This window comes from Trinickia violacea, from assembly GCF_005280735.1.
Classification (GTDB): domain Bacteria; phylum Pseudomonadota; class Gammaproteobacteria; order Burkholderiales; family Burkholderiaceae; genus Trinickia_A; species Trinickia_A violacea.
The window spans coordinates 2,364,528-2,381,409 of the sequence record NZ_CP040078.1 but is presented as its reverse complement, the minus strand read 5'-3'; the positions used below and the strand labels follow the sequence as shown (position 1 = coordinate 2,381,409).

The 16,882-nt window shown below is 65.3% G+C and carries 15 protein-coding genes; 6 read left to right on the top strand and 9 right to left on the bottom strand.

Annotated elements, in window-relative coordinates; all coding sequences use genetic code 11:
- From FAZ95_RS32755 to FAZ95_RS32745, 3 genes are all read right to left on the bottom strand, one after another.
- Positions 1-267 (bottom strand): hypothetical protein, encoded by a 267-nt coding sequence (locus FAZ95_RS32755; RefSeq protein WP_137336549.1) that lies wholly within the window; start codon positions 265-267, stop codon positions 1-3.
- 123 nt (positions 268-390) lie between these two features.
- Positions 391-729 (bottom strand): hypothetical protein, encoded by a 339-nt coding sequence (locus FAZ95_RS32750; RefSeq protein ID WP_137336548.1) that lies wholly within the window; start codon positions 727-729, stop codon positions 391-393.
- A gap of 106 nt (positions 730-835) precedes the next feature.
- The gene (locus FAZ95_RS32745; RefSeq protein ID WP_137336547.1) at positions 836-2,728 is read right to left on the bottom strand and encodes a bifunctional sugar phosphate isomerase/epimerase/4-hydroxyphenylpyruvate dioxygenase family protein; all 1,893 of its coding nucleotides are present in this window, start codon (positions 2,726-2,728) and stop codon (positions 836-838) included.
- A 264-nt stretch (positions 2,729-2,992) separates the two neighbouring features.
- Between FAZ95_RS32745 and aroQ the strand changes: the two genes are divergently transcribed.
- From aroQ to FAZ95_RS32730, 3 genes are read left to right on the top strand one after another with little or no spacing between them, the layout of a single operon-like run.
- The gene (gene aroQ / locus FAZ95_RS32740) at positions 2,993-3,442 is read left to right on the top strand and encodes a type II 3-dehydroquinate dehydratase (protein WP_137336546.1); all 450 of its coding nucleotides are present in this window, start codon (positions 2,993-2,995) and stop codon (positions 3,440-3,442) included.
- 42 nt (positions 3,443-3,484) lie between these two features.
- Positions 3,485-4,351, top strand: a complete 867-nt coding sequence (locus tag FAZ95_RS32735) for a shikimate dehydrogenase (protein ID WP_137336545.1) — start codon at positions 3,485-3,487, stop codon at positions 4,349-4,351.
- A gap of 34 nt (positions 4,352-4,385) precedes the next feature.
- Positions 4,386-5,768: an MFS transporter gene (locus FAZ95_RS32730; protein WP_437437756.1), complete on the top strand. Its 1,383-nt coding sequence runs from the start codon at positions 4,386-4,388 to the stop codon at positions 5,766-5,768.
- A gap of 89 nt (positions 5,769-5,857) precedes the next feature.
- On the opposite strand, the gene FAZ95_RS32725 is transcribed toward FAZ95_RS32730, so the two are convergent.
- The 6 genes from FAZ95_RS32725 to FAZ95_RS32700 all read right to left on the bottom strand — a co-directional run bounded on the left by FAZ95_RS32725 (position 5,858) and on the right by FAZ95_RS32700 (position 12,176).
- Positions 5,858-6,535: a TetR/AcrR family transcriptional regulator gene (locus tag FAZ95_RS32725; RefSeq protein ID WP_137336544.1), complete on the bottom strand. Its 678-nt coding sequence runs from the start codon at positions 6,533-6,535 to the stop codon at positions 5,858-5,860.
- 134 nt (positions 6,536-6,669) lie between these two features.
- A complete protein-coding gene (locus FAZ95_RS32720; RefSeq protein ID WP_137336543.1) occupies positions 6,670-7,938 on the bottom strand; it encodes an NAD(P)/FAD-dependent oxidoreductase in 1,269 nt (422 codons plus the stop codon).
- A 2-nt stretch (positions 7,939-7,940) separates the two neighbouring features.
- Positions 7,941-9,101: an ROK family transcriptional regulator gene (locus FAZ95_RS32715; protein ID WP_137337718.1), complete on the bottom strand. Its 1,161-nt coding sequence runs from the start codon at positions 9,099-9,101 to the stop codon at positions 7,941-7,943.
- Between the two features lie 59 nt (positions 9,102-9,160).
- A complete protein-coding gene (locus tag FAZ95_RS32710) occupies positions 9,161-9,955 on the bottom strand; it encodes an ATP-binding cassette domain-containing protein (RefSeq protein ID WP_137336542.1) in 795 nt (264 codons plus the stop codon).
- Positions 9,956-10,036: 81 nt separating this feature from the next.
- Positions 10,037-10,972 (bottom strand): ABC transporter permease, encoded by a 936-nt coding sequence (locus FAZ95_RS32705; protein WP_437437796.1) that lies wholly within the window; start codon positions 10,970-10,972, stop codon positions 10,037-10,039.
- Between the two features lie 211 nt (positions 10,973-11,183).
- Positions 11,184-12,176, bottom strand: coding sequence for a sugar ABC transporter substrate-binding protein (locus tag FAZ95_RS32700; RefSeq protein WP_137336540.1), 993 nt, complete (start codon positions 12,174-12,176; stop codon positions 11,184-11,186).
- A 631-nt stretch (positions 12,177-12,807) separates the two neighbouring features.
- On the opposite strand from FAZ95_RS32700, the gene amaB reads away from it, so the two are divergent.
- The 3 genes from amaB to FAZ95_RS32685 all read left to right on the top strand — a co-directional run bounded on the left by amaB (position 12,808) and on the right by FAZ95_RS32685 (position 16,865).
- A complete protein-coding gene (amaB, locus tag FAZ95_RS32695; RefSeq protein ID WP_137336539.1) occupies positions 12,808-14,319 on the top strand; it encodes an L-piperidine-6-carboxylate dehydrogenase in 1,512 nt (503 codons plus the stop codon).
- Between the two features lie 225 nt (positions 14,320-14,544).
- Positions 14,545-15,063: a putative pterin-binding protein gene (locus tag FAZ95_RS32690; protein ID WP_175425828.1), complete on the top strand. Its 519-nt coding sequence runs from the start codon at positions 14,545-14,547 to the stop codon at positions 15,061-15,063.
- On the top strand, positions 15,060-16,865 hold the full coding sequence (locus FAZ95_RS32685; protein ID WP_137336537.1) for an ATP-binding response regulator: 1,806 nt from the start codon (positions 15,060-15,062) through the stop codon (positions 16,863-16,865). Before FAZ95_RS32690 ends, FAZ95_RS32685 begins: the two co-directional genes overlap by 4 nt.
- Positions 16,866-16,882 lie beyond the last annotated feature (17 nt).

Below are 16,882 nucleotides of genomic sequence, written 5' to 3'. Positions count from 1 at the left end.
TCAAACCGCGCCGAGTCCGCGCAGGACCGCGTTGCCTTCCGAGGTCAATTGAAAGCGCGGGCGCTCTTGCGTGCCGCTCACCATCTCGACGAGCCCGGCTTCCTGCAGCATCGGAATTTCGGGCTTCGCCATGACGTCGATGGGGGCGTGCAGCAAGACGAGCAGCGTGGCCAGCTCATGGTGGCTCAAGAGGCGCCGCAAGATATGCGGTTGCTTGGCGGGCGCGGGTGCGGCTGCGCGGTCCGGCAGGCGGTTCAGCTCGTTCATTTTCGCGTTCCTATCGCTGATTCTGCTTGCGGATGATCCGCAAGAAGACTTAAGCGACTCTTAAAACGCGCACCCAAGCCCCGTTTTTCTGTGCCGTCGACGCCTTACAACTGTTTACATCGATTACGGCGCACAGGTCTTGCTCGCGCCTTCGAGCCAGAGGTTCGAGATGTGACGCTCGCCGGGATAGAAGCGATACGACGTCTGGCCGTTGTCGTCGCGGACCTTGATGACGTTCGAATTGCCGAACTCGAGCATCGTGCCCTGCGGGATCGGCGTCGATTTGAAGCTGACGCCGTGCTTGATCGCGTCTTGCGTCAGGCATTCGACGACGTCGTTGACCGAGCGGCTGGTCACGTGATCGATTTCGGGCTCGCCGGAATCCGGGTTGCTCTGAAACAGGCTGCATCCGGCGACGAGCAAGGGGATCGATACGGCGGCGGCGATGGTGAGTCTTTTCATGAATCTGCGGCGCTCCTGAAAGGCAAACGACGCGCACGGCGGGCACGGACACGCTGCACCGCGGCGCGCGGCGGAAGAGCCGCCATTAGAACATATGCGCGTGGAACTACTTGCGGTGCCGGGCAAGCGCTGCGAGTCTCACGGCTGCGTTGACCGCGCCGTATCCGTCGTAGCCGCCGCGGCGCTCGACGATCTCCAGCGAGAAGCGCCGGCCGATCGGCTCGGTATAGGCGTGGAAGAATTTGCCGCCGTGCTCGTCGCGGTCGTACAGGATGTGCTTTTCGGCGAGCGCGTCGATCAGCTCGTCGGGCAGCGCGTAGCGGGCCGCGAGGTCGTCGTAGTAGTTGCGCGGGATGCGCAGGAACGGCACGCCGTCGGCGACGAATTGGTCGATCGCGCTGAAGATGTCGTCGGTGCGGAAGGCGACGTGGTTCAGGCCCGAGCCGTGGTAGGTGTCGAGCGCGTCGGCCACCGCGGTATGGCGGTCCGCCGACGCGTTGAGCGCGATACGCACCGAGCCGTCGCGGCTCCTCACCGCGCGGCTGCGCACGAGGCCGTACGGATCGGGCACGACCCAGCTCGGCTCGGCGTCGAAGCCGAACGCCGTCTTGAAGAACAGAATCCAGGTGTCGAGCGCATCGGCGGGCAGCGCGAGGCAGACGTGGTCGATGCCCGTGAGCGGCCCGACTTCGGAGGGGCCGTTGACGTCGGTGAGCACGAAGTCGGATTCGTAGAGCGTCGGGGCGTCGGGCGCTTCGTCGACGAAGTATTCGAGGCTGCCGTCCGGCGCCTGCACGCTCGGCAGGACGCGCTCGTTCGGCCCGACGCGGCCCGAGAACGGCGTATAGCCAAAACCGGCAGCGCGCTCGAAAGCGACCTTCGCATCGTCGACGCGAAACGCCGAGGCGCACAGCGACAGTCCATGCCGCTGGTAGAACGCGTCGGCGAACGAATCGCGCTCGGCGTTCAGCACGATCGATGCGGCGCCGTGCTGGTAGAGCGTGACGTCCTTTGAACGATGGCGGCCCGCGAGGCGAAAGCTCAGCTTGCCGAGCCAGTCGGCGACTTGCGCGCCGGTGGCCGCGTCGACGGCGAATTCGAGGAACTGGAAGCCGACGTGCGCCGGTGGCGCGGGCGGCTCGAACAGCGGCTGCCCGGCGCGCGGTTTTGCGCTTTCGCGTGCCAGATGCGCGCGCGTCTGTTCCTCGAGGTACAGCAGCGAGCGATAGCCGTCCTTCGCCGTGACGGCGGTTTGCGCGGCGCGAAACCCGTCGTTGAAAATCTCGAGCGAGAGCGGGCCGGTGTAGCCCGCTTCGATCACGCGCGCGGTGAAGCGGGCGAGATCGAAATCGCCTTGGCCCGGGAAGCACCGGTAATGGCGGCTCCATTCGAGCACGTCCATCGCGAGCTTCGGCGCATCGGCGAGTTGCACGAACGCGATGCGCTCGCCCGGAATCGCGGCGATTTCGTCGACCGGATCGTTCAGCGACAACGTATGGAAGCTGTCGAGCGCGAGCCCGAGGTGCGGGTGATTCACCGCATCGACGAGCCGCCAAGCGTGGCGGTACGAATTCACATGGCGGCCCCATGCGAGCGCCTCGTATGCCGCCACCACGTCGGCTTGCTGCGCCGCATTCGCCAGCGCGCCGAGCTGATCGACGATCAGCGCATCGTCGGCAATCGTGTCCGGCGACACGTTGCTGCACACGAGGATGCGGTCGCAGCCCAATTCATGCATCAGGTCGAACTTGCGCTTCACGCGATCGAGATTGCGCGCGAGGCGCTCGGCGCTCACGCCCTCGAAGTCGCGGAACGGCTGGAACAGCACGATCTTCAACCCCAGGTCTTCGGCCATGCGGCGCACTTCGGCGGGCGAGCCGTCGAAGTAAAGCAGGTCGTTTTCGAAAATCTCGACGCCGTCGAAGCCCGCCTGCCGGATAGCGGCCAGCTTTTCGGCAAGCGTTCCGCTGATGGATACGGTGGCGATCGAACGCTGCATGGTGAAGCTCCTGCTAGGGCGGAATAAGGCGAAAAATCGATCCGGATGAAGCGAGCGGTGGGGCGGAAATGAACTATCTGATCCAATTTCGCATGCGCGAACAACCGCTTAAACTTGCCGAATTTCCATGAATTATACAAACTAACTAGACCGTACAAATTCTGGAAAACCCCAAAAGACGCGACGCGATGTCACAGGCACACTTCGACTCACGCTGGACGAGCCGCAGCCTTCAAGTCCGCGTCATTAATGGAGTCGCATCACATGAGCAAGCCGTCGGTGCTGGTCCTGAACGGGCCGAACCTCAATCTGCTGGGCACGCGCCAGCCCCATATCTACGGGGCGGAAACGCTTCAGGACGTCGAGGCGCGCTGCCGCAATGCCGCGGATGCGCTCGGGCTGTCGCTCGAATTCCGGCAATCGAACGCCGAGCATCAGCTGATCGACTGGATTCAGGCGTCGCGCACGACGGCGGACGGCATCGTGATCAACCCGGCGGCGTACACGCATACCTCGGTGGCGATTGCCGACGCGCTGAGCGCCGTGGAAAAGCCCGTGATCGAAGTGCATATTTCAAACATTCATCGCCGCGAGGCATTCCGGCACCATTCGTATGTGTCGAACGTGGCAGAAGCGGTGATCTGCGGATGCGGCACCGAGGGCTACGAGCTGGCATTGCGGCGCATGGCGACGTTGCTCGCCAAGGCCCGCTGATCGCCGCCGAGGCTCGAAAAAAGCGTATTGAAGGAGTATCGAATGACATCGAAATCGTTTCTGGCCGGCTTGATCGGCTCGGGCATCGGCGGCTCGCTATCGCCGGCGATGCACGAAGAGGAGGGCCGCCAGCTCGGGTTCAGCTACGTGTACCGGCGCATCGATCTGGAGGCGCTGCGGCTCGACATGTCGTCGCTGCCGTCGCTCTTGACCGCCGCCGAGCGCATGGGCTTCAACGGACTGAACATCACCTATCCGTGCAAGCAGGCGGTCATCGAATTGCTCGACGACCTGTCGGACGATGCGCGCGCGCTCGGCGCGGTGAACACGGTGTTGTTCAAGGACGGCAAGCGCATCGGACACAACACGGATTGGTCTGGCTTCAAGCGCGCCTTCGAGCGCGGCTTGCCGGGCGTGTCGCTCGAGCGCGTCGTGCAGCTCGGCGCGGGCGGGGCGGGCGCGGCCGTGGCGCACGCCGCGCTGATGATGGGCGCGCGCGAGTTGATGCTGTTCGACGTCGACGCCACGCGTTCGGCGAAGCTCGCGGAGGAACTGCAAGTGCGCTTTCCGGCGGCGCGCGTGCGTGCCGGCGGCGAGACGCCGAGTGCGCTGGCCGACGCCGTGGCGGCTGCCAGCGGCCTGATCCACGCGACGCCGACCGGCATGGCCAAGCTCCCCGGCGTGCCGCTGCCGGTGGAATTGCTGCACCAGGCGCTGTGGGTCGCGGACGTCGTGTACTTCCCGATCAAGACCGAACTGCTGAAGGCCGCCGAGGCGCTGGGCTGCCGCACGCTGACGGGCGGCGGCATGGCGGTGTATCAAGCGGTCGACGCATTCGAGATTTTCACCAGCATCGCGCCCGACGCCGAGCGCATGTTCCAGCACTTTCAGACATTGCTGCCGCGCTGATCCGCCGGCAGCCAAATAAATCAAGGAGACATTCGTGCGACAGCAGATTCAGGCGCAGCATGCGCCGCAGGGTGAGCACGCGCGTGCGCAAGGCGTGCCGGCAGCAACGGCGCGCCGAACGTCCGCGCGCTACAAGATTCTGGCGTTGCTGGCGATCGGCACGATGATCAACTATCTGGACCGCACGGTGCTCGGCATCGCGGCGCCGCAGTTGACCAAGGAACTCGGCATCAACGCGGCCGTGATGGGCGTGATGTTCTCGGCGTTCTCGTGGACCTACGTCGCCGCGCAGATTCCGGGCGGTCTCTTTCTCGACCGCTTCGGCAGCAAGCTCACGTACTACCTGTCGATGACGTTCTGGTCGCTGTGCACGCTGCTGCAAGGGTTCGTGCATGGTGTGGCGCCGCTGCTCGCGTGCCGGCTCGGGCTCGGGGTGTCGGAGTCGCCGTGCTTTCCGACCAACAGTCGCGTCGTCGCCACCTGGTTCCCGCAGAACGAGCGGGCGCTCGCGACGGGGACGTATACGGTGGGCGAATACATCGGTCTCGCGTTTTTCAGTCCGATCCTGTTCGCGCTGATGGGGGCGTACGGATGGCGCACGCTGTTCTACGTCGTCGGCGCTGCGGGGCTCGTGTTCGCCGTGATCTGGTGGATCTTCTATCGCGAGCCGCGCGACCATCCGGGTGCGAACGCGGCCGAGCTCGAATACATCGAAGCGGGCGGCGGGCTCACGCATCGCAAATCGAAATCAGGCACGAGCGCGGACGCCGCCGCCGAGCAGCCCAAGGCCAAACTGAGCTGGCGCACGATGGGGCACCTCTTGAAGCAGCGCCAACTGCTGGGCATCTGCCTCGGCCAGTTCGCCGGCAACTCGACGCTCGTGTTCTTCCTGACCTGGTTTCCCACCTACCTCGCGACCGAGCGCCATATGGCCTGGCTCAAGATCGGTTTCTTCGCGATCATGCCGTTCATCGCGGCGTCGGTGGGAGTGCTGTTCGGCGGGTGGTTCTCGGACTGGATGCTCAAGCGCGGCAAGTCGCCCAACATCGCGCGCAAGCTGCCGATCATCACCGGGCTCCTGCTTGCATCGACGATCGTGCTCGCGAACTACGTGCAGAGCAACACGGTGGTGATCGTGATCATGTCGGTGGCGTTCTTCGCGCAGGGCATGGCCGCGCTCGGCTGGACGCTCGTCTCCGATATCGCGCCTGACGGTCTGCTCGGCGTGACGGGCGGCATCTTCAATCTGGCGGCGAATCTGGCGGGGATCATCACGCCGCTCGCGATCGGCATCATCGTGACGGCGACCGGCTCGTTCGTGGGCGCGCTCGCGTTCATCGGCACGATCGCGCTGATCGGGGCGCTGGCCTATATCTTCGTGGTCGGGGATATCAAGCGGATCGTGCTCAACGATTGAGTGGCCGCTTAGGTTGTCTACGCTGCAACGCTCGCCGCCTGCATTGCGCAGGCGGCGATTGTCTTTCTAAGCGGCGTTATTTAGCGGCGTTATTCCTTGCGCACGAAACGCAGCACGGCATCGACGATCATCTCGCGATGCCGCGCGCGCAGACGCGGATGCGACGGATCGCGCCCGAACGCGGTGCCGAACGTGTAGCGGTTCGAGACGCGGTGAAAGCACAGCGAGCTGATCATCAGGTGCAGGTCGATCGCGTCGAGGTCGGCGCGGAACGTGCCGGCCGCCACACCGCGTTGGAGCAGGTCTTCGATCGTCTTGATCACGCTTGCATTGCGGTTCTTGAACGACTTCAACTGCTCGATGTACTTCGCGCCGTGGATGTTCTCGATCGTGACGAGACGCACGAAGTCGCGATGCTTGTCGTGATAGTCGAACGTGAATTCGACGAGCCGCTTCATGCCTTCCTGCGGCTCCAACTCGTCGATGTGCAGATCCTGTTCGAGCGTGCGGATGTCGCCGTAGACCTTGTCGAGCACGGCCTCATAGAGACCTTCCTTGCTCTCGAAGTAGTAATACAGCATCCGTTTCGTCGTGTTGGTGCGCTCGGCGATTTGATCGACGCGCGCGCCCGCGAGCCCCATCGCGGAGAACTCCTGGGTCGCGACATCGAGGATGTTGCGCTTGGTCTGCTCGGGATCGTATTTGCGCCGGGCTTCGGTGGGGACGTCGTGGGTGTCGGACGGTGCAACCTTCAGTACCTTCTTCATTGTGTCGTCAATTGCGCGGCGATAAACGCGGCGATTCTAGCACGCAGAATATGTGGCACTGCGCCCGCTATTGTGTGGATTTGTCACGCCGAAGAGACGGCAACGAAGCACGTAGTGCGATCGACAAAACCCGTTCAGCCGCGACGCTCGGCAAGCGCGTCGCGCGCTTGCATCGCGGTGTAGGTCAGTTGCGCGGCGGCGAGCCCGAAGGGCCCGAACGCGCGCGTGAGGCCGAATGCGGCGAAGCCTTCGGGAATCGGCCGGCCTTCGCCGATGGCCGCGGCGAGCAGCTCGCCCGCGACGGTGGTCGGCGCCATGCCGTGTCCGCCGAAGCCGACCGCATGCCAGACGCCGTCGGCGCTCTTGCCGATCTGGGGCATCTTGTGGCGCGCATAGCTCATCAGGCCGCCCCACGCGTATTCGATTTTCACGTCGTGCAATTGCGGGTATACGCGCAGCAGATCGCGCTTCAAGAGGCGCGCGATCGCTTCCGGCTCGCGTTCGAGCACCGAAATGCGGCCGCCCCACAGGATCCGCGTATCGGCGAGCGGGCGGTAGTAGTCGAATGCGAAGCGCGTGTCGTAGACGGCCGAGGCGCAATCGATCGCGTCTTTGAGCCGCGCGCCTAGCGGCTCGGTCGCCATCACGTAGGTGGCGATCGGCAGCACGGCGCGCTCGACGCGCCGGTAGACGTTGCGCGCGTAGCCGCCGCCCGCCATCACGACGTGTTGCGCGTCGACGCGGCCGTGCGCGGTTTCGACGGTAAAACCGCTGCCGTTGCGGCGCAGCCTCAGCGCGGGGCTTTGCTCGTAAATCTGTACTCCGGCATTGGCAGCGGCGTCAGCCACGCCGAGCACGTACTTGAGCGGATGAAAATGAAAGCCATGACGCTCGAGCAAGCCGCCGTGATAGCGATCCGATTTCAGTTGCGCGCGCAACTGATCGTTTGGAATCGGTTCCCAGTCGACGCCGAACGACGTTTTCATCAATTTGCGCTGCGCGTCGAGCCGCGCGGGATCGTCGAACCAGTTGGCGAGAATCACGCCGGCGTAGGTGGCGTCGCATGCGATCCCGTAGCGTTCGATCCGCTCGCGAATCAGGTCGACGGCGTCGGTCGTCAACCGATACAGATCGCGCGCACGCTCGGGGCCGAGCGCACGCAGCAGGTCGGCGCAATCGAGGCTGTAGCCGCCGAACACGAAGCCGCCGTTGCGTCCCGAGGCACCGAAGCCGACGCGCCGGTCTTCGAGCACGACGATGTCGCGCACGCCGCGCTCGACGAGCCCGAGCACGGTCGAGAGTCCGGCGAGCCCGCCGCCGACGATGCAGACCTGAGCCTCGTGCGCTCCCTTAAGCGCGGGCCGCTCGGTTCGCAACACCGTGGCTTCGTAAAAGCTCTGCATCGTCAGGCGATATCCGTGGCGGGTTTGAGAAAGAGTTCGTGGGTCGGCGCGAAATGCGCGTAGAGCGGCAGGATCGCGCCGCCCATCGCGCGTGCATCCGACCCGATCGTACCTTCAAGCAGCTGCGGCCGCACTATGCCCTCCCACTCGAAGCGGTCGAGCACGCGCTCCGTGCGGCGCAGGATTTCGCGCACGAGCTGCCGGTCGACCTCGCCGTCGATCACGACGGCTTCGAGATCGAGCAGCGCCGCCGATGTCGTGAGCGCCGAGGCGATCGCGGGGCAGGCTTCGTCGAGCCACTGCTCGGTGATGCCCCACAGCTCGGGCGATAGCGCGCGATGATCGTGTGCCGCCGTTGCGGGCGCGCCCGCCTCGGTCATGCGCTGCTCGAGCACGAAGCCCGATGCCGCGTGCAGCAACTGTCGCGTCGCTCGTCCGTTGCCGGACGCCAGTGGAATCGATCCCACGGCGCCGGCGTTGCCGTGCGGCCCGCTATGCAGACGTCCGTCGATCACGAGCCCGCCGCCGATGAACGTGCCGACGAACAGATACAGGAACGTGCGAATGCCGCGGCCTTGGCCCATGACGAGCTCGGCGGCGCAGGCGGCGGTCGTGTCCTTCGCGAACTCGACGGGCAGCCCGGTCATCGCTTCGATCCGCGCGCGGATATCGATCGCGTTCCAGGCGTCGAGCGCTTCCTGCGGCGCGCCGAGAAACTCGCGCCAGCCGCCGAGCCACAGCGGCGCGGCGACGCCCACGCCAACCACTTTCTGCGCGTCCTTGCCGAGCGTCTCGTTCACGCGCGCGAGCTTCTGTTCGAGGGCGGGGAACAGCACGTGCGGATCGGGGTAGGCGTACTCGAGCACGTCGCGGCTGCAGACGCGGCCCGTGAAATCCATCGCGAGCACATCGAGACTGCGGCGCCCGACCTTGATGCCGATCGTGTACGCGCCGTCGGCGCGCAAGGCGATCGGCACCGACGGCTGACCGATGCGCCCGCGCACGCGCGCCTGCTTGGCGAGCAGGCCGTCGTCGATCAGCCGCTCGACGATCAGCGACGCCGTCTGCATCGAAAGACGCGTGAGCCGCCCGACATCGGCCTTCGGCAGCGGCCCATGCAAGCGGATCGCCTGCAGCACGATCCGCTCGTTGAATTGCCGCATGCCGACCTGATTCGAGCCGACGGGCCGCGCGAGCGGCGGACGGGAACGTGGGGTGGTGCTCACGCAATCGCCTTCACGTCCGCCTGCTTCGCGCCGGTCATGATCGCGACGGCGTCGGACATATGGATGTCCTTCGTCTTCACGAGCGCGGCGCGCTTGCCGAGGCGCTGGATATGGATGCGATCCGAGATCTCGAACACGTGCGGCATGTTGTGGCTGATCAGGATCACGGGCAGGCCGCGATCGCGCACGCGGCGGATCAGCTCGAGCACCATGTTGCCTTCCTTCACGCCGAGCGCGGCGGTCGGCTCGTCGAGAATCACGACGTGGCGCGCGAACGCCGCGCTGCGCGCCACCGCGACGCCCTGGCGCTGGCCGCCCGAGAGCGTCTCGACCGGCTGGCGCATCGAGCGGATGCCGATCTGCAGGTCCTTCATGGCCGCGATCGCTTCTTCGAGCATCTTGCGCTTGTCGATCATCTTGAGCAGCGAGCCGCGCCAGCCGGGCTTCTTGATCTCGCGGCCGAGAAAGAGGTTTTCCGCGATGCTCATCGCGGGCGCGACGGCGAGTTCCTGGTAGACGGTCTCGATGCCCTGGGCGCGCGCATCGAGCGGATTGCGAAAATGCACGGGCTGGCCGTCGAGGCGGATCTCGCCTTCGTCGGGCACGGTCGCGCCCGACAGCGCCTTGATCAGCGACGACTTGCCCGCGCCGTTGTCGCCGATCACGGCCATGATCTCGCCGGGCATCACTTCGAAGTCGCAGCCGTCGAGCGCCGTGACGTGCCCGTAGCGCTTGATGAGCCCTTTGGCTTGCAGCACCGGCGTGGCGGGGGTGGAAGAGGGTGTCGACATGATGGTTCCTCTACTCTGTGTGTCCTTGGGGGCGCCGTAGCGGGCGCCCGATATCGATTGCTTGCGTAGCGACGGGGCGTTTTAGCGGCCGCGGTGCGAGAGCTTGTCGGCGGCGACGGCGAGAATCACGAGCATCCCGGTGATGAGCACCTGATAGACCGACGACACGCCCATCAGCGTCAGCCCGTTCCTGAACACGCCGACGATCAGCGCGCCGAGCAGCGTCCCGACGATCGACCCGCGTCCGCCGAAGAGACTCGTGCCGCCGAGCACCACCGCCGTGATGCTGTCGAGGTTTTCGGTCTGCCCCGCCTGCGGATCGCCCACGCCGGTGCGCGCCACGAGCAACAGCGCGGCGACGCCGTAGATCAAGCCGGCCAGCGAATACACCATGATCAGGATGCGGTTCGACTTCAGGCCCATGAGGCGCGCCGATTCCGGGTTGTTGCCGAGCGCGTACAGATGGCGGCCCGGCACGGTGTCGCGCAGCACGAACCAGGTCGCGAGATACATCAGGAGCGCGAGCACCGTGCCGTATGTCACTTCGGCGGGGCCGACGCGGAACGTGCTGCCGAAGAACATGATCGCGTCCGGCAGGTTCGACACGCTTTCGGCATTCGAATACAGCTGTGTGAGCGCGAACGCGATGTTCAGCGTGCCGAGCGTGACGATGAACGGCGGCAGCTTGATGCGCGTGATCAGCACGCCGTTCAAGAGACCGAAGAGCGTGCTCGCCCCGACGCCGCACAGGATCGCGATCGCGGGCGGCACGCCGAGCACGACGGCGAACTTCGTCATCACGATCGAGCCGAACGCCATCACCATGCCGCACGACAAATCGATGCCGCCCGTCAGCACGATCAGCGTCTGGCCGATCGCGATGACCGCGACGACCATCGTCTGCTGCAGGATCAGCGAGAAGTTCTGGAACGACAGAAAGCGGTTGCTCTGCGAGATGAAGAACAGGCACGCGAGCACGAGCGCAACGAGCGGGCCGATTTCGGCGAGGCTCGGCATGCGGTCGGCGAGACGGCGCGAAGCGGGGGCCGACGCGACCGGCGGCACGGAGTGGGTGGTAGGCATGATGGCGATTCCAGGCAGGGTCGAACGAGTACGAACGGGGGGACTGAGCGAGGCGGCGCGCGTGCGGGGTGCGCGCCGCCTCAATGCACATCATCGAGGCATCTTATCTAGGCATCTCATCTAGACATATCAGGCACGCGCGGCGTCAGTTGCCGCCCCAGCAATTGGCGAGGCCATAGCCGGTGTCCTTGCTGTCGACGCCGGACATCGGCTTGTCGGTGATCAGCGTGACACCGGTGTCGTGATAGCCGTTGACCTTCTTGCCGCTCTTGGCGTAGTCGACGCCGGCTTCCACGCCGAGCGCGGCCATCTTCAGCGGATATTGCTGCGAGGTCGCGGCGATCTGGCCGGCCTTCACGTTGCGCACGCCTTCGCAGCCGCCGTCGATCGACACGATCATCACGTCCTTATCCTTGCCCGCCGCCTTCAGCGCGCGGTAGGCGCCCGCCGCGGCCGGCTCGTTGATCGTGTAGACGACGTTGATGTCGGGCGCTTTCTGCAGGCAGTTCTCCATCGCCGTCTGGCCCTTGGCCTGATCGCCGCGCGTGTCCTGGCTGCAGACGACGCTCGGATCGCCGTCCTTCACGCCCATGCCCTGCAGGAAGCCGTTGTGGCGCAGAACGCCGACGGACACGCCCGGCGCGAGATCGAGCGTCGCGATCTTCGCGGGCTTGCTGCCGAGCGCTTTTTTCGCGTACTCGCCGATCAGGATGCCGGCCTTGAAGTTGTCGGTGGCGAAGAGGGCGTCGGTGGCCGATTGCGGGTCGGTCGGCGTATCGAGCGCGACCACCATCACGCCGGCGTCGCGCGCCTTCTTGATCGACGGGACGATCGCTTTCGTGTCGCTCGGCGTGATCAGAATCGCCTTCGCGCCCGCCGTCATCATGTTTTCGATCGCGGTGACCTGGCTCGCGTTGTCGCCGTCGAACTTGCCGGCGGCGGTCAGGAGCTTCGCGCCGTCCTTCTGCGCGGCGCCTTCGGCGCCTTGTTTCATTTTCACGAAGAACGGATTGGTGTCGGTCTTCGTGATGAGGCCGATGACGGGCTGATCGGCGAACGCGGCGGTGGCGCAGGCGGCCGACGCAGCGAGGCACAGCATGGCGATACGGGTGACGACGGGGTGCTGACGGGATCTCATTGGGGTGCTCCTCCGGATTTGTAATGACAGCGTTTCGGTGACGATGACTGTTCCTGGCCAACTAAATCAATTTGTTTTATTTAGTAAAGCGGCGCGCGGCAAGAGTGTCAAGGAATTGTCGTTTGCGCGCTGCGGAAGAGAAATTCGGGCCTGATTTGCTCGGGCGTTGTTGCGAAAGGGGTGATGTGGATTGGTGCGGTGCAATGTAAGCACCCGTTGATTGGGGTAAATCTGGAGGCGGGAAGGGGTGTGAGATGAGGTGTTTAGCTCCCGCGAGGTCGTCAGCGGACTTAGTGCATTTTTAGAATGAAGTGGTGAGTTTTAATCAGTTGCCAGTGAAATCCGCCGCCTAGAAAATGGCGCTCGGCCAATGGGCGCGAGCGTTTCGACGGTGTTCGCAGCTTGCGCGGAGGGCGCGAACGCGCTTCAATCGGAAAGTCACAGGCAGACGGCGCGTACCGGCGAGTACGCGGCGCCGTATCAACAACAACCCAGCAACAACCCGGTCCGCAAGGATCGAATCGACCCTTAGCGGCGGCTGATCCCGCCGCGCATACCGCGCATCGCGGCTGGCTTCGCGCCCGACTCGCGCGCAAAGCCGCCCGGTGCGCTTCGACCCAAAGAGGAAGTGATGGTAGTCAACGACATTCTTGCAGCGCTCGATATCGATCTCGCCCAGTGGAAGGGCAGCGCCCTCACAGCCCGCTCGCCGCGCGACGGCGCGACGCTTGCCACGCTCGCAGTCGACACGGCCGCGGACGCCGAGCGCAAGATCGACGCCGCGCATGCCGCCTTCGAGAAGTGGCGCACCGTGCCCGCGCCGCTGCGCGGCGAACTGGTTCGCGTGTTCGGCAACGTGCTGCGCGAGCACAAGGATGCGCTCGGCAAGCTCGTCACGCTCGAAGCGGGCAAGATCCAGTCCGAGGGCCTGGGCGAAGTGCAGGAAATGATCGACATCTGCGATTTCGCGGTGGGCCTGTCGCGGCAACTGTACGGCTTGACGATCGCGTCCGAGCGCCCGGGGCACCGGATGATGGAAACGTGGCATCCGCTCGGCGTGTGCGGCGTGATTTCGGCGTTCAATTTCCCGGTGGCGGTGTGGGCGTGGAACGCGGCGCTGGCCTTCGTGTGCGGCGATCCGGTCGTGTGGAAGCCGTCGGAGAAGACGCCGCTCACGGCAATCGCCTGCTATGCGCTCTTCAACAAGGCGGTGCGCGAGTTCGAGAAGACGCACCCCGGCGTGGTGCCGGAGGGTCTGCTCCAGCTTCTGATCGGCGCGCGCGATGTCGGCGCGGCGCTGACGTCATCGCCGAAGGTGGCGCTCGTGAGCGCGACGGGCAGCGTGCGCATGGGCATGGAAGTCGCGCAGGTGCTGTCGAAGCGGCTCGCGCGCAGCATTCTCGAATTGGGCGGCAACAACGGGATGATCGTCGCGCCGAGCGCCGATCTCGATCTCGTCGTGCGCGCGGTCACGTTCGCGGCCGTCGGCACGGCTGGCCAGCGCTGCACGACGCTGCGGCGCCTCATCGTGCATCGCAGCGTGGCCGACCAGCTGCTGCCGCGGCTCGAGAAGGCGTTTGTGTCCGTCAAGATCGGCGACCCGCTTGCCGCCGATACGCTGGTCGGACCGCTGATCGACCGCGCCTCGTTCGATGCGATGCAAAGCGCGCTTGCGCAAGCCCGCGCGGAAGGCGGCGACGTGAAGGGCGGTGAACGCGTCGACGCAGGCCATGACGACGCCTACTACGTGCGTCCTGCCATCGTGCGGATGCCGAAGCAGACGGCGGTGGTCGAACGCGAGACGTTCGCGCCGATCCTGTATGTGCTCGTCTACGACGATTTCGCCGAAGCGCTCGCCGTGCATAACGCCGTGCCGCAAGGCTTGTCGTCGGCGATCTTCACCAACGACATGCGCGAAGCCGAACACTTCATGTCGGCGGCAGGCAGCGATTGCGGGATCGTGAACGTGAACATCGGTACGAGCGGCGCGGAGATCGGCGGGGCGTTCGGCGGCGAGAAGGAGACCGGCGGCGGACGCGAATCAGGCTCCGACGCGTGGAAGAGCTATATGCGCCGTGCGACGAACACGATCAACTACAGCCGCGAGCTGCCGCTCGCGCAAGGCGTCAAGTTCGACGTTTGACGTCCCTGGCTTGACTGGAAGGCTCGGCCGTGGCGTTCGTCGGCGAGCCTTCCGCCTAGGGCCTTCTTGGGGCCTTCCATATAGGGCCCTTCCACCTTTACCCCCACCCATAGACGCTACAATGCGCGCCAAAATGCTGGCGCAAAAGACGATCTCGCGTTAAAGAGTTGAGGAATCGCCAAAAGCGTCGTTAACGAATAAAAAACTGGGGTACTGGAAATGTCGATGACCGCATACCGTAAGCCGTCCATTCGGGCCTGGGCCGGCGCATGTTGCGTGGCGTTCGCAGCGGCGCTGGCCGCCGCGCCCGCGCAAGCCACGCCGCTCGCGCTCGACGTCACGGGCCAGATCACCCAGACCACCGACGCCGCGCACTCCGTCTATCATTTCAGCGAAGCGCAATTGCTCAGTCTGCCGGCCCATTCGATTTCCACCGCGACGGCCTGGACGAAGAAATCGGACTTCGTCGGGCCGAGCCTGGCGGATATCCTGAAGATCGTCGGGGCGCGCGGTCAGGTGGTCGAACTGCATTCGTTCGACGACTACACCTACGCGATCCCGGCCTCGGACGCCGACCGCTATGGCGTCATCCTCGCGTACAGCATGAACGGCAAGCGCCTGCAGGTGAGCGATTTCGGCCCGATGTTTCTGATCTATCCGCGCGACCAGTATCCGGACGAGCTGTCGACGGCCGGCGCAACGGCTAAATTCGTCTGGCAGATCAAGTCGCTGGTCATCAAATGAACAAGGCTTCACTGCGGCGCCTGGCGTTCGTTCTGATCTGGCTGACCGCGCTGGCCCCGCCCATCGGCGCAATCGGTTATCTGCTCTACGACAACCTCCTGGCGCCGCGCGCAGAGAACCAGGTCACGAGGCCGTATGACGGCTTCTACTGGGATGCGGCGCAGTTCCAGATTGCCTACGCGCGCCTCGAAAACCAAGTGCTGTGCTATCAGACCGGGGTGGACTGGGACATCGGCACGCTGACGCTGCGCTACCAGATCGTGCAATCGAAGCTGCGGGTCATGCTCGGCTCGACGAGCCGGCTCGAGCAGCACCCGTCGCTCGAGCATTGGCAGCACGATGAACTGATCGTGCTCGAGAAGACGATCGACGCGCTGCGCCCCGATATCGACGCCTTGCCGGGCGACCCGTCGCGCGCCGCGCGGATCGTCGAGACGCTGAACGCGCATTGGGACGAAGTCAACGATCTCGCGCAGAGCCGGCGGCTCGTCGATGTCGCCGAGCACGATGCGCTCGCGACCGATTTCGTCGCGAAGCGCCGCTACCTGTTTGCGGGCGGTATCGTGCTGCTGTTGTTGTCGGCGGCCGCGACGGCGCTCTTGATCTTCAACGGCCTGCGCCGCAGCAAGCTCATCGCGCAGCAGCATGCCGCCCTCGACGCCGAGCAGGAAGCCGCGCGCGTGGCGCGCGAAGCCAGTCTCGCGAAGGACACCTTCCTCGGCATGATCAGCCACGAGTTGCGCACGCCGCTGCACGCGATCGTGTCGTCGGTCGAGCTGCTCGGCTTTCACCTGCAATCCGAGGCGGACCGCAAAGTGATTCGCCGCCTGGAAACGGCGGCGCGGCACCTCGAAGTGCAGATGCGCGACTTGACCGACTACGCGCGTCTTGGCGCCGGCAAGCTCGTGCTCCACGACGAGCGCTTCGATCCGCGCCTCTTGATCGAATCGATCGTCGACGAGCACTTGCAGGCCGCGAGCGCGAAGCGCCTCGTGCTGACGAGCAGCGTCGCGGGAACCGCGGGCGGGGTCGAGTCCGATCCGCACCGTATCCGCCAGATCGTCAGCAACCTCGTGACCAACGCGATTCGCTACACCGACACCGGCTCGATTCACGTCGCGCTCGACGTGCAGTGCTGCGCGCTCGCCATTTCCGTGAGCGACACGGGCCCGGGCGTCGAAGAGGCGCAGATTCCGCTGTTGTTCAAGGAGTTCACGCAGCTCGACGGCTCCCGCACGCGGCGCTACGGCGGCGCGGGCATGGGGCTCGCGATTGTCAGCGGGCTGGTCGAATTGTTCGGCGGCACGATCAAGGTGACGAGCCGCGTGGGCGAAGGGACGACGTTCGCCGTGACGATTCCCGTCCGCATGGTCGAGCCGGCTGTGACGTGCGACATTGAGCAACCCGATGCGGCGACCGGCATGCGGCCGCGCGTGCTCATCGTCGACGACAATCCGCCGGTGCGCGAATCGCTCGGCGAGCTGCTCGCGCACATGGCGTGCGATGCGGTGGCGGCGGGCAGCGCGGACGAGGCGCTGCGCTGGCTGGACGGCGAGCGGTGCGATCTTGTGCTCGTCGATTTGCACATGCCCGACAAGGATGGCTATTCGTTCATCGCCGAGTTCCGCGAACGCGGCGGGCCGAGTGCGGGCGTGCCCGTCATCGCCGTGAGCGCCTATGCGCCGGATTCGGCCGCGAATGGCGAGGGCGGGCCGTTCTTCGAGGTGCTGTCAAAGCCGGTGCACTACGATCAATTGCGCGAGGCGGTGGAGCGCGCGCGGGCGGTGCAGCGCGTGGCTTGAGGGTCGAGGAAGCCGTG